Source organism: Autumnicola musiva (genome assembly GCF_031846585.1).
In the GTDB taxonomy this organism is placed as follows: domain Bacteria; phylum Bacteroidota; class Bacteroidia; order Flavobacteriales; family Flavobacteriaceae; genus Autumnicola; species Autumnicola musiva.
Genome location: NZ_JAVRHK010000006.1, coordinates 102,075 through 113,653, shown reverse-complemented (window position 1 = coordinate 113,653; position 11,579 = coordinate 102,075). Strand labels below are relative to the sequence as shown.

Below are 11,579 nucleotides of genomic sequence, written 5' to 3'. Positions count from 1 at the left end.
AAAACCTTTAGAAAGAATTTATTTCTTGACATTAAATTAGGATATGATTCTTGCAGATTTCCTGCTCTGCTCTTAACTTAGGGGAAAAACAGGTTATGAATAATAGCATCATTTTAAAGAACCGTCCTGAAGGAAAACCTTCCATGGATAATTTTCATTTTAAAGAAACAGAAAAACCGGCGGCAGAAGAAGGAGAAATTCTTTTGAAAGCAATTTATGTGAGTGTTGATCCCTATTTAAGAGGGAGAATGCGTGATGAAAAGTCTTACATTCCGCCATTTAAATTAGATGAGCCTATAAGCTCTATGATTGTGGCAGAAGTTGTTGAATCAAATAATGATAATTTTAAACAAGGCGATTTTGTAAGCGGAATGCTTGAATGGAAAATATTTCAAACTTCAAATGGAGAAGGCCTGAATATAATCGATAAAGAATTGGCTCCATTATCTGCCTATATTGGAATTTTAGGGCTTACAGGTATAACTGCGTATTTAGGACTTGAGAAAATTGGCAAACTTAAGAAGGGAGAAACACTACTGGTCTCAGGGGCTGCCGGAGCTGTGGGTAGTGTAGTGGGGCAGATTGGAAAACTTAAATCCTGCAAAGTTGTAGGAATAGCCGGAAGTGATGAAAAAATTAGAACCCTTCAACAAAAATTCAATTTCGACGCAGGAATAAATTATAAGGATACAGAAGATATGGAAACTTCCATTGCAAAGGCATGTCCTGATGGAGTGAATGTTTATTTTGACAATGTTGGCGGAGAAATACTTGACGCTGCAATTGCTAATATGAATAAATATGGCCGGGTAATAAATTGTGGGGCTATTTCATTATATAATGCCAAAGAGCAACCAGCCGGGCCAAGACTGGAAACGACACTTATCAAAAAAAGTCTCTCCATGCAGGGGTTTACGGTGAGGGACTATTTTGAAGATTTTCCTGCGGCCATTAAACAACTTGGAGAGTGGCTTAAAAATGATAAAATTGAATATGAAGAAACCATTGTTGAAGGATTTAATCAAATTCCTCAAGCTTTTATAGATTTGTTTGAAGGCAAAAATAAAGGTAAAATGATAGTAAAGGTCGCTTAAAAAGGCAATTATCAATAAATAAAATTATAACATCAAAAAGCCGGGAAACCCGGCTTTTTTGTATCAATTTCTTCAAATTATTTTTTAGGAGGTTGCGACGGTCTCACTTCGATTTTGCTTGGCAGCGTACGCGGATTCATTTTTAGTAAATCTGTTACTAATTCTCCTATATCCTCCGGTTGTATTTTCCAGGCATCATCCTCTCCCGGAGTATGATCATTAAAATATGAAGCTACGGATCCCGGCATTATTGTACTTACGTTAATACCTTTTTGTCTTAAATCAAGCATAACTGCCTGAGTAAATCCAGTCACCCCAAATTTACTGGCGTTATAAGCAGCTCCTCCGGGAAAAAAGTTTGTTCCCGCAAGACTGGATATGGTAATAACATAACCTTTAGATTTGCTCAATGCATCAACAGCAGCTTTCACGCTGTAAAAAACTCCGGTAAGATTAGTATCTATTGTATCCTGCCATTGTTGTGGTGTGAGCTCTTCTATAGAACCAAATTTACCAACTCCTGCGTTAGCAATCATAGCATCTAGTTTTCCCCACTTTTCAGTCACTTCTGCAATGGCTTTTTGTTGACTTTCATAGTTTCGCACATCGGCTTCCACTCCAATTATATCTCCTTTACCTTTCAATTTTTGAGCAGCTTCGGTTGCGTGTTCTTTGGAACGGCTGCTTATAGCTACTTTCATGCCTTTCTCAAGAAGTGTTTGGGCAATTCCAAACCCAATTCCTTTACTTCCCCCTGTTATAAAAGCTACTTTTCCTTCTAGTGAGTTCATATTTATCTTTTTTCGTTTAATTTTAAAGCTAATGAAGTTAACGATTGCATTAAAGGATAATCAACTAATATATTGTTAATTTTACTTTCCATTAGCTACGTAAAATCTACGTTAAAATCTTTCTAAAAACAACAAAAAAAGTAACTTTGCACAACCATGCAGCTTCTCAATAAGAAGCAACATGGCATAACGTTTAATCTGATAATTTTTACTTCTTTGGAAAATATTAAAGCTCAAAATTTACTGAACAAGATTCACCGCGATTTGAACCGCAATGGTATAATTAGTAATACCATTGTAAAAGAACTTGAAGAATTAAGGTCTCTGGTGGTTGAAGAAGGAAATCCCTTGCTGGCAAAGGTCATCAGATTAACCTATGAACATATTAAAGCTAATGAAGGATTTGATATTCCTATTCCGGAAGACGAACCAATTGAAGATGAAGGTGAAGGTGAAGGTGAAGGTGAAATAGTTGAAGAAACCAGTAAAGCAACTGGTGAAGAAAGTCTGGATTATTTATTATCCTTAATGGCCGATCCTTCAAATAAAATAAATGAAATCGAGCTTAGGGAATATGTAAAATTTTTACAGGAATACGAGTAAGGCCACAAGACTAACTACTCCCATTAAGGAAATTCAGAACAGAATTTTCCAAAAATCTTATTCATTAACCGAATAAGTGAAATTGCTAAAAGATAATTGATGAAAAAGAAAGCGAAATCTAAAAAGAAATCGCGTCTGCGCCTATTACACCAGTATTATGGCTATACGGGGTTTTATAGATTTGTGTGGAAGAGTGTAAAAAAAGCAGTTTTACCTATAATTATTTTTATCGGTGCATTGCTCGCACTGGATTACTTTGTGCTGGACATTGAGAAAATGCTGATCACTGTAACTGAAACATATTCTCCCTTAGGAATTATTAGCGTTTTTTTTATTTCTGAATCTTTACTGGGACTCGTCCCTCCAGAATTATTTATAGCCTGGTCCGGTAAATCTTTAAGTCCTATTCTCAATCTATCTCTTCTTGCTGCTGCCTCATATTGTGGCGGAATCGTCTCTTATTATATAGGTAGGGGAATTACTAAAATTTCATATGTACATGAGCAGCTTGAAGTAAAAATGGCACAACATATAGCTAATACCCGTAAATGGGGTGGTTTTTTAATTATTGTTGGTGCACTTCTGCCTATTCCATTCTCTATCACCAGTATTGCAGCCGGAATTATCAATTTTCCTTTCCCCAGTTATCTTATGTTTGGATTATTGAGATTTGTACGGTTCTATCTTTATGCATTGGTAATATTTGAAATGGTATAAGTGTAGCCGGAGCTGCTAAAGTCTTCAAAATTATCATTAAACTTTTCCTAAATGAAATGTACATGTGTTTCATTTAAAGTAAATTGATTTTACAACCGGGAATCGATGATGGATGACAAATACAAAAAAATGGCACGTATGGGATACGTTGCCAAAGGTACTGTCTACGCAATTACAGGAGTATTAACCTTTTTGGCGGCTTTTAATCTCGGGGGGCAGAAAACAGGAAAATTTCAGGTTATTGAATTTCTGGAAAAACAACCATTTGGAAAGGCTCTTTTAATCCTGATAGGATTAGGCTTTTTATGCTACTCCACCTGGCGTTTCATTCAGGCAATACAGGATCCGGAAGGGGATGGTAAAAATGCTCAGGCCAAAATAGAACGAACTGGTTTTTTTGCCAGCGGAGTAATTTATTTGATTCTGGCAGCTTATACGGTGTTGCAGCTTTTTAATCTTGGCTCCCCTTCTGGAGGAAATGGTCAGAATTCTGCACTAATCTCAGGTAAAATTGGCGTCTGTATTTTTGGAATTATAGGACTTGGAGTAGCAATTGCAAGTTATTATCAATTTAAAAAAGTTTACAGTGGAGAATTTTTAAATAAATTTGAAAACAGATCAATTTCAGAAAAAACAAGAAGAACCACCATAAAAAATACCGGTAATTTAGGGCTCATTGCCAGAGGTACAATTTTAGCAATTATTTCGTATTTCTTTGTACATGCAGCAATAGCTTCCAATACTTCAGAAATAAAAAAGACATCTGATGCATTTTCATTTATCCAGGATTCTTCTTACGGCTCATGGCTTTTAGGAATGGTTGCTGCAGGTTTGGTTTGCTATGCTATTTACGTATTTATGATGGTGAGATACCGTCAATTTCAGGATTAAAAAGGATTAATAACTATAAAAATTAATTAACCACTAAAATTAAAAAACATGTCTGTATTAACAATTATTCTAAATATTCTATTACCACCTTTAGCTGTGTACATGAAACATGGTGTAGGTTCAACTTTATTAATAAGTATAATCTTAACAATAATTGGATGGATACCGGGAGTAATACATGCTTTCCTGGTTAACGGAACTAAATAATGTAATAATAGAGGCTGCCATGTTAATAGCAGCCTCTTTTTAATCCTTCATTTATAGATTAAATCTTCCCCCAGAATTTGTTGCCTCTAATTTTGAAATCGCAACTTTAGTTTAATTAATTGCTTATCCACGGTTCTGAACGGACTTTTCCCATTTCCATGCACTTTGCAGGGCATCAAATAATGATAATTCAGCTTTCCAGCCTAAAACCTTATTCGCTTTTTCTGTATCGGCATATGCAGCAATCACATCCCCTTCCCTCCTGCCTACAATTTTATAGGGCAGCTTTTTGCCTGTAGCTTCTTCAAAAGTTTTTATTACTTCCAAAACAGAATTTCCTGTGCCTGTTCCTAAATTAAATACTTCATAATTTGATTTTTCCTTAGCGCTTATTAAACGGTCCAATGCTACAACATGGGCTTTTGCTAAATCCATAACATGAATATAATCCCTGACGCATGTTCCATCCTGGGTAGGATAATCATCTCCAAAAACTGATAATTCTTTTCTCTTCCCTATAGCAGTTTGTGTGATAAACGGAACCAGGTTTTGCGGAGTTCCAATAGGTAATTCCCCAATTTGCGCAGAAGGGTGAGCACCTATAGGATTAAAATAACGTAAGGAAATTGCTTTGAAACCGGAATTGACTTTACAGGTATCAGAAATAATTTCCTCTCCTATTTGCTTTGTATTTCCGTATGGTGACTCTGCTTTTTTAACCGGAGCATTTTCAGTAATAGGCAATTCATCTGCCTGCCCATAAACTGTACAGGAGGAACTAAAAATAAAGTTAGCCCCGGGGTTTTCTGATAATTCCTGCAAAAGATAAATAAGCGTGGAGAGGTTATTTTCATAATAAAGCAAAGGCTTCTCAACACTTTCTCCCACTGCCTTTGAAGCAGCAAAATGTATTACTCCATCTATATCAGAATGTTTCTCAAAAAACTTACTTACTGCAGTTTTGTCCCTTAGATCCATTCTTTCAAATTCGGGCTTTTTATTGGTAATCTTTGTTATACCTTCCAGTACGTCTATAGAAGAATTGGAAAGATTGTCTATAATAACTACTTCAAAACCCTGCTCATGCAAGGCTACCACGGTATGAGATCCAATAAATCCCAATCCGCCGGTAACTAAAACTTTTTTGCTCATTGATTAGATTGTTGTTGCTGCAAATTAAGAAAAATTTTCAAAAAATATTTGATAAAGACAAATAAATGTAAAATATACGCTAATAAATGCTTCTGAAAATTAACTAAACTAACGGTGAGAATACTCCATATCCTTATCTTTGCATTTATAATTATTCAACTATGCAGATAGAGCAGAAAAAAGGATTGTTTAAGTGGATAAGCATTCTGGAAGGAATTTCTTTTCTTGTTTTATTATTCCTGGCTATGCCGCTAAAATATTTTTTTGATAATCCCGAGCCTGTCAGGTACGTAGGCATGGCTCACGGAATATTGTTTATTGCCTATGTAGTTGGAGCACTTTTGCTTTATAATGCGATGCAATGGAGAATAAAAGATCTGGCTTTTATCCTGCTCTTTTCACTTGTGCCTTTCGGGCCGTTTTACGTTGAAAAAAAATATCTTTAATTTATGGATCTGAGCCAGGAAGTTAGCTACCTCACAAATTTAGTGGAAAATGTATTGATTTCCCAGGGAGTATATACCACAGTAGCTATATATATAAATTTACTTATTAATATAAGTATTCTTCTAGTTCTGGTATTCCTCATAAAATATCTGATAAGGCGTTTTGTGGTAGAATCGTTTAAAGTTTTTACCGATAAAACAGTAACTACTTTTGACGATTTCCTTATCCAGAGTAATTTTCCAAAATATGTAGGGGAAATAATTCCACTGCTTCTGGTTTATTATATGTTGCCTTACGTATTTGCAGATTTTCCCGCACTTCTGGAAGGTTCGTTTTTTTCATTCAATTTCTATATTCTTCTTAATATTTATGCTGTTATTCTTTGCGTATGGATTGCAAGAAGCCTTATCAGGACGTCCCGAAATTACCTTAAAACCCAAGAGGAATATAGTGATAAGCCTATAGAAAGTTATAGCCAGGTTGTGCTCATTATACTTTGGGTAATTGGCTTTATGTTTATTTTTGCAGAGATAACAGGAGAATCTGTTATAAGTTTTGCGCTTTCCCTGGGTGCTGCTTCTGCTATTCTATTGCTGGTGTTCAAAGACACGATTCTGGGATTTGTAGCCTCCATACAGGTTTCTGTTAATGACATTGTAAGAATAGGTGACTGGATTACTTTTAGCCGTTATGGTGCCGATGGTAATGTGACTGAAATAAACCTTGCCACGGTAAGGGTACAAAACTGGGATAATACATTTACAACAATCCCCACTTACAGCCTTATTTCTGATTCTTTTCAAAACTGGAGGGGGATGCAGGAAAGCCCCGGCAGAAGAATTAGAAGAGCTATTTACATAAAGCAGAATTCTGTGAGGTTTTTAACTGCGGAAGAGATTAAAGAATATAAAAAAATAAAATTAATATCGGAGTATGTGGAAAATCGTCAGATTGAAATAGATAAGTATAACGAGAAGAACGGTTTTGATAAAAGTCTTTTATTAAACGGAAGAAATCAAACCAATCTGGGAATTTTCCGGAAATATGCAGATACATATTTACATGAGCACTCTGCTATTAATAAGGATCTTTACATTATTGTGAGGCAACTTGCCCCGACTCCTCAGGGGCTTCCTATTGAAATTTTATGCTTCAGCAAAGATAAAAGATGGGAAAATTTTGAATATATCACTTCCGATATTTTTGATCATTTAATTGCTGCAATCCCCTTTTTCAACCTCAAACTGTTTGAATCCCCCTCTGGCGACGACCTTCAGAATTTAAAAATTGTAATTCCGCCTAAAGTACTTTAGTAAATTGCAAGTGATTAAAACCAGAAGCCCCTTCAGCTGAACAACTAGATTAGGCTATGTATTAAATTATAATGGTCATAAACAACCGCAGAAGGCAGAAGGAAGAAAAGAAAGAAGAGGCAGGGGCTTCTCCAAGGAACCATAATTTAAACTAGCTATTTATGCTGATTTATTTTTCGCTTTTAATGAGCTTAATTGGTATTTTAGTAGAAATTCTTCCCAATGCAATCAACAGCTTATAGATCTACCTCGCTACAAGAAGCGTTCTTCAGGTTCTACAATAACTTTATTGAACAGTTGCCCGGCATAGGCCTGGGAATTTTAATTATTATTCTGGGCGTACTTTTAGGAGGATGGATTGGCAAATTTGCAACAAGACGAATTTCTGCCCGCACCCACGATCCGCTTATGAGCCGTTTTTTGGGAAAAGCCGTAAGATTTATTTTTGTAGTTATGGCTATTATGCTTGCTTTAAGAGCAGCGGGATTAGGAGGTATAGCCACTGGAATATTAACTGCTGCCGGAGCCGGCGCACTGGTTTTTGGTTTCGCTTTTAAAGATATAGGAGAAAACTTTATTTCAGGAATTATCCTCGCATTTAATCGTCCTTTTGATATTGAAGACACTGTGGAGATTGGGGAAAATTTCGGTAAGGTAAAAACGCTGGAATTCAGGTATACCAAATTAAAAACCTTTGATGGCAAAGATGTTTATATCCCAAATAGTGATGTGCTTACAAAACCTGTTACCAATTACACTGAAGATGGTTTTTTCCGATGGAGTTTTATGATTGGCATTGCTTATGAAGATAATATTGATAGCGCAAAACGAACTATTATGGAAGCCCTTAATAAAGAACCAATGGTAATTAAGAATGAGTTACACCAAAATTTCATAATAGAAGATGAACTGGCGACCAGTACTGTAAATCTAAAAGTTTTCTTTTGGGTAGATACAAAAGACTTTAGGATGACAGCACTTATCACAAAAGGTAATGTAGTGCGCGCTGTTAAGGAAGCCCTGGAGAAAAATGGATTTTATATGCCTGCAGATATACAGGAAATTAAACTTTATGGAGGTGAGAAAGAATTTCCTGTTAGACTGGCAGAACGAAAAGACGATCCTAAAACCAGAACATCCTAATCTGCCAGCCTGTCTTTTACAAACTCTACCTTTGTTTTACCATGTGGTTTAGGTCTTCCCTCTTCATCAAGAGCAACCATTACTATTTTATCTATAGTTATGATTGTTTCACGGGTCATCTTATTACGAACCTCACATTTTAAGGTCAATGATGCAGTTCCGAATTTCACCACTTCAATTCCTATTTCCACAATATCACCTTCCCGGGCAGAACTGCGAAAATCAATCTCACTCATAAATTTAGTAACAGTTTTTTGATTTTCCAGCTGAATGATACTATATAATGCACATTCCTCATCAATCCATTCCAGTAGCTGCCCCCCAAAAAGGGTACGATTGGGGTTTAAATCTCCGGGCTTAACCCATTTTCTGGTGTGAAATCTCATTTTTAGTCTTTAAATTAATCGGAAAAATTAGATAATAATCATTTAAGGAGCTGATTGAAAGCTCAATACAACCCCATTATATGCAAATAATACTATAGAAGTTTTCTGGCCGTAGAAATAATTTCATTATGATCAAAAGCAAGTTCAGGCAGTTTATCCAGCTCGAACCATTTAGCTTCACTGGCATCATCGCCCGGTTTAAGATCTTCTTCACAATAGATTCGGCAAAGAAAAGCTATGGAGATCATTCTGCCGCGTGGATCTCTTCCCGGTTTGCCGAAGGCATTTATTTGTTCCAAAGAATTTACTTCTACCCCCGTTTCTTCCTTTAACTCTCTTTTTGCAGCCTCTTCAAGCTCTTCGCCTTCTTCTATAAAGCCTCCCGGTAGAGCCCATTCTCCTTTAAAAGGATCTTTTTTTCTTTGAATCAGTAAAACTTTAAATAAATCATTTACGTTGCATAAAACAACACTATCTACTGTTATAGCAATATCATGCTTTCCCATTTTATAATGTTTTTGGTATTTTTAATTGAGTTTTAAATTTTTTATTGAATTTTTCAATAAAATAAGCTGATAGTAAAGGAGAAGCCTGTTCAAGATTCTGGTGAACAAAAAAATATACTTTTTTTAGACCCATTTCATGCCATTCCCCCAGCCTATCCAACCAATCATCAAGACGGGTATAGTCACTTTTATGATTGGCACCATTGTACCTGATAAATGCGGTATCATTGGTAAGCCTCATGTGGAGCAAATCTCTTCTACCGGCACTATCAGTAATTATGCTTGAAATATTGTGCTTTATCAGCATCTCGTTAAGTTCATTAGCCACCGTGGATTCGTTGTACCAGTCAGTATGTCTAAGTTCAAGTCCAAGGGGAATTTCATCAGGCCAGTGTTTAAAAAATGGCTCAAGTCGATTCATAAATTTTGGCTGAAAATTATCCGGCATTTGAAGAAATACCATTCCCAGCTTCTCCTTAAGTGGCAAAATATTGGTTATAAAGTCATCTACAAGTGTTTCACATTCATTTAAGCGTTTCAAATGGCTGATGATCCTCGGAACTTTTGGGAAAAATTTAAAATCAGCTTCTGCTTTATCCGCCCATTTTTCGAATTGTTCTTCAGGAAACATCCTGTAAAAGGAAGCGTTCAATTCTATGGAATTAAATTGTGCGCTGTAATACTGAAGTTCATCTTTGGTTCCTCTGGGGTAAAAATTCTTCAGATCTTTCTTGTTCCATTTAGCACAGCCAATCCTAATATCCCCAAATTTTTCTGAATTATAATTTGAAAGAACATCTTTGGTTTGTTTATGAGTTTCAGGAAGAATAAAATCTATATTTTCCGGCTCATCAACTTTTCCGAATTTCATCTAATACTTTTTAATATTTGTTGAAATATACGGTTTTTGTGTTCACGAATTCCTTGATGCCGTGCCCCGAAAGTTCCCTGCCGTAGCCGGATTCCTTCGTGCCACCAAAAGGTAATCGTGGATCACTTTTAACAAGCTCATTTATAAAAACTGAGCCGTCCTCGAATTGTGGAACCAGTTTTTTGGCAAATTCAAAGTCTTCAGTAAAAATAGAAACCCCTAAACCAAAGGAAGAACTATTAACCAGATCTACCGCTTGTTTCTCATCTTCAAAAATAGTGACCGAAACAACAGGTCCAAAAGTTTCCTCTTTAAAAACTGCCATATCTTTATCTACGTTACCCACTATAGTTGGTTCATAGTAAGCCTTATCCCTTTTCCCTCCAAGCAGTATTTTAGCTCCTTTCTCTACAGAACGGTTTACCTGATCTTCCAAATCTTCAGCAAGATCCTTCCGCGCCAGAACTCCTATAAAGGTATCCTCGTTTACAGGATCTCCACTTTTAAGAGCTTTTACCTGCTCAATGAACATTTTCATAAAGTCCTGCTCAATATTTTTTTGTAGCAATAATCTCTTTCCTGCTATACAACTCTGACCGGTATTTTGAAAACGGGCTGTTACACACGTTTTAACTGCTTCCTCAAGATTGGCATTTTCAAAAACCACTAGTGCATTGCTGCCACCAAGTTCCAGCACCGATTTTTTTATTTTTTCTCCTGCCACGGAAGCCACTGCGCTTCCTGCAGGTTTACTGCCGGTTAGTGTTACAGCCTTTATACGCTCATCTCTAATAACATCTTCCACTTTTTTGCTGCCGATAATTAGATTTTGAAAACAGCCTTTAGGAAAGCCTGCGTTTTCAAAAACCTTCTGTATATTATTGGCCGATTTCATTACATTGCTGGCGTGTTTAAGCACTCCGATATTTCCTGCCATTAACGCCGGAGCAGCAAACCTAAAAACCTGCCAGAATGGAAAATTCCATGGCATAACGGCTAGTACTACCCCAAGAGGCTCATAGCTTACATAACTACTTGCTGCATCGGTTTCAATAACTTCATCTGCGAGTTGTGATTCTGCATTTTCAGCATAATATTCACAAACCCATGCACATTTTTCAATTTCTGAAATGGATTGTTTAATAGGTTTGCCCATTTCCAGGGTAATATCCATTGCATATTCCTGTTTATTGCTTTTAAGCTCTTCCGCAGCAGCTTTCATAAGTTTAGTACGTTCTGCAAAAGAAGTATTTTTCCAGGAATAAAATACGGAATTCGCTTTAGCAAGCGCGTCATCTACCTGATCTTTTGTGAATTCCTGAAATTTTTCAATTTCTTTATCGTTATAGGGATTTTTAGAAATAATCATTTTTCTTCTTCTTATGTGGGTTTCTTTTAAATATAATAAGAAGTACAGGACAGCGTAGGACGATTAAGAGGATTTTAACTTGTTTTAAG

General features: G+C 36.2%; 14 protein-coding genes. 8 read left to right on the top strand and 6 right to left on the bottom strand.

From position 1 onward, the window contains the following. The first annotated feature begins 95 nt into the window (after nt 1-95). A complete protein-coding gene (locus RM539_RS10015; RefSeq protein WP_311503258.1) occupies nt 96-1,094 on the top strand; it encodes an NADP-dependent oxidoreductase in 999 nt (332 codons plus the stop codon). Between the two features lie 77 nt (nt 1,095-1,171). Here the strand turns inward: RM539_RS10015 and RM539_RS10010 are convergent, their stop codons facing one another. Next, nucleotides 1,172-1,885 carry an SDR family oxidoreductase gene (locus RM539_RS10010; RefSeq protein ID WP_311503257.1) on the bottom strand — a complete coding sequence of 238 codons (714 nt, stop codon included), beginning with the start codon at nt 1,883-1,885 and terminating at the stop codon, nt 1,172-1,174. A 216-nt stretch (nt 1,886-2,101) separates the two neighbouring features. On the opposite strand from RM539_RS10010, the gene RM539_RS10005 reads away from it, so the two are divergent. The 4 genes from RM539_RS10005 (at nt 2,102) to RM539_RS09990 (ending at nt 4,303) form a co-directional block, all read left to right on the top strand. Further along, on the top strand, nt 2,102-2,488 hold the full coding sequence (locus RM539_RS10005; protein ID WP_311503256.1) for a hypothetical protein: 387 nt from the start codon (nt 2,102-2,104) through the stop codon (nt 2,486-2,488). A gap of 99 nt (nt 2,489-2,587) precedes the next feature. Then, nucleotides 2,588-3,205 (top strand): YqaA family protein, encoded by a 618-nt coding sequence (locus RM539_RS10000; RefSeq protein ID WP_311503255.1) that lies wholly within the window; start codon nt 2,588-2,590, stop codon nt 3,203-3,205. 129 nt (nt 3,206-3,334) lie between these two features. Further along, nucleotides 3,335-4,096, top strand: coding sequence for a DUF1206 domain-containing protein (locus RM539_RS09995; RefSeq protein ID WP_311503254.1), 762 nt, complete (start codon nt 3,335-3,337; stop codon nt 4,094-4,096). Between the two features lie 48 nt (nt 4,097-4,144). Beyond that, a complete protein-coding gene (locus tag RM539_RS09990) occupies nt 4,145-4,303 on the top strand; it encodes a YqaE/Pmp3 family membrane protein (protein WP_311503253.1) in 159 nt (52 codons plus the stop codon). Nucleotides 4,304-4,426: 123 nt separating this feature from the next. Here RM539_RS09990 and galE read toward each other — a convergent pair whose 3' ends face one another. Then, nucleotides 4,427-5,455, bottom strand: coding sequence for a UDP-glucose 4-epimerase GalE (gene galE / locus RM539_RS09985; RefSeq protein WP_311503252.1), 1,029 nt, complete (start codon nt 5,453-5,455; stop codon nt 4,427-4,429). 161 nt (nt 5,456-5,616) lie between these two features. Between galE and RM539_RS09980 the strand changes: the two genes are divergently transcribed. From RM539_RS09980 to RM539_RS09970, 3 genes are all read left to right on the top strand, one after another. Next, on the top strand, nt 5,617-5,901 hold the full coding sequence (locus tag RM539_RS09980; protein ID WP_311503251.1) for a DUF3817 domain-containing protein: 285 nt from the start codon (nt 5,617-5,619) through the stop codon (nt 5,899-5,901). A gap of 3 nt (nt 5,902-5,904) precedes the next feature. Beyond that, nucleotides 5,905-7,215, top strand: a complete 1,311-nt coding sequence (locus RM539_RS09975; protein WP_311503250.1) for a mechanosensitive ion channel family protein — start codon at nt 5,905-5,907, stop codon at nt 7,213-7,215. Nucleotides 7,216-7,437: 222 nt separating this feature from the next. Then, the gene (locus RM539_RS09970; RefSeq protein ID WP_311503249.1) at nt 7,438-8,358 is read left to right on the top strand and encodes a mechanosensitive ion channel family protein; all 921 of its coding nucleotides are present in this window, start codon (nt 7,438-7,440) and stop codon (nt 8,356-8,358) included. Here RM539_RS09970 and RM539_RS09965 read toward each other — a convergent pair. From RM539_RS09965 to RM539_RS09950, 4 genes are all read right to left on the bottom strand, one after another. Next, nucleotides 8,355-8,744 carry an acyl-CoA thioesterase gene (locus tag RM539_RS09965; RefSeq protein ID WP_311503248.1) on the bottom strand — a complete coding sequence of 130 codons (390 nt, stop codon included), beginning with the start codon at nt 8,742-8,744 and terminating at the stop codon, nt 8,355-8,357. The two genes, RM539_RS09970 and RM539_RS09965, sit on opposite strands and share 4 nt — an antisense overlap. A gap of 92 nt (nt 8,745-8,836) precedes the next feature. Next, nucleotides 8,837-9,250 (bottom strand): NUDIX domain-containing protein, encoded by a 414-nt coding sequence (locus tag RM539_RS09960; protein ID WP_311503247.1) that lies wholly within the window; start codon nt 9,248-9,250, stop codon nt 8,837-8,839. Between the two features lies 1 nt (nt 9,251). After that, nucleotides 9,252-10,121: a DUF72 domain-containing protein gene (locus tag RM539_RS09955; protein WP_311503246.1), complete on the bottom strand. Its 870-nt coding sequence runs from the start codon at nt 10,119-10,121 to the stop codon at nt 9,252-9,254. A gap of 10 nt (nt 10,122-10,131) precedes the next feature. Further along, nucleotides 10,132-11,490: an NAD-dependent succinate-semialdehyde dehydrogenase gene (locus RM539_RS09950; protein WP_311503245.1), complete on the bottom strand. Its 1,359-nt coding sequence runs from the start codon at nt 11,488-11,490 to the stop codon at nt 10,132-10,134. Nucleotides 11,491-11,579: the final 89 nt, after the last annotated feature.

What these genes read in the sequence shown, in the direction of transcription:
- RM539_RS10015 (WP_311503258.1), top strand. Translation starts at nt 96, where the DNA reads ATGAATAATAGCATCATTTTAAAGAACCGTCCTGAAGGAAAACCTTCC.
- RM539_RS10010 (WP_311503257.1), bottom strand. Translation starts at nt 1,885, where the DNA reads ATGAACTCACTAGAAGGAAAAGTAGCTTTTATAACAGGGGGAAGTAAA.
- RM539_RS10000 (WP_311503255.1), top strand. Translation starts at nt 2,588, where the DNA reads ATGAAAAAGAAAGCGAAATCTAAAAAGAAATCGCGTCTGCGCCTATTA.
- RM539_RS09995 (WP_311503254.1), top strand. Translation starts at nt 3,335, where the DNA reads ATGGCACGTATGGGATACGTTGCCAAAGGTACTGTCTACGCAATTACA.
- RM539_RS09990 (WP_311503253.1), top strand. Translation starts at nt 4,145, where the DNA reads ATGTCTGTATTAACAATTATTCTAAATATTCTATTACCACCTTTAGCT.
- galE (WP_311503252.1), bottom strand. Translation starts at nt 5,455, where the DNA reads ATGAGCAAAAAAGTTTTAGTTACCGGCGGATTGGGATTTATTGGATCT.
- RM539_RS09980 (WP_311503251.1), top strand. Translation starts at nt 5,617, where the DNA reads ATGCAGATAGAGCAGAAAAAAGGATTGTTTAAGTGGATAAGCATTCTG.
- RM539_RS09975 (WP_311503250.1), top strand. Translation starts at nt 5,905, where the DNA reads ATGGATCTGAGCCAGGAAGTTAGCTACCTCACAAATTTAGTGGAAAAT.
- RM539_RS09970 (WP_311503249.1), top strand. Translation starts at nt 7,438, where the DNA reads ATGCAATCAACAGCTTATAGATCTACCTCGCTACAAGAAGCGTTCTTC.
- RM539_RS09965 (WP_311503248.1), bottom strand. Translation starts at nt 8,744, where the DNA reads ATGAGATTTCACACCAGAAAATGGGTTAAGCCCGGAGATTTAAACCCC.
- RM539_RS09960 (WP_311503247.1), bottom strand. Translation starts at nt 9,250, where the DNA reads ATGGGAAAGCATGATATTGCTATAACAGTAGATAGTGTTGTTTTATGC.
- RM539_RS09955 (WP_311503246.1), bottom strand. Translation starts at nt 10,121, where the DNA reads ATGAAATTCGGAAAAGTTGATGAGCCGGAAAATATAGATTTTATTCTT.
- RM539_RS09950 (WP_311503245.1), bottom strand. Translation starts at nt 11,490, where the DNA reads ATGATTATTTCTAAAAATCCCTATAACGATAAAGAAATTGAAAAATTT.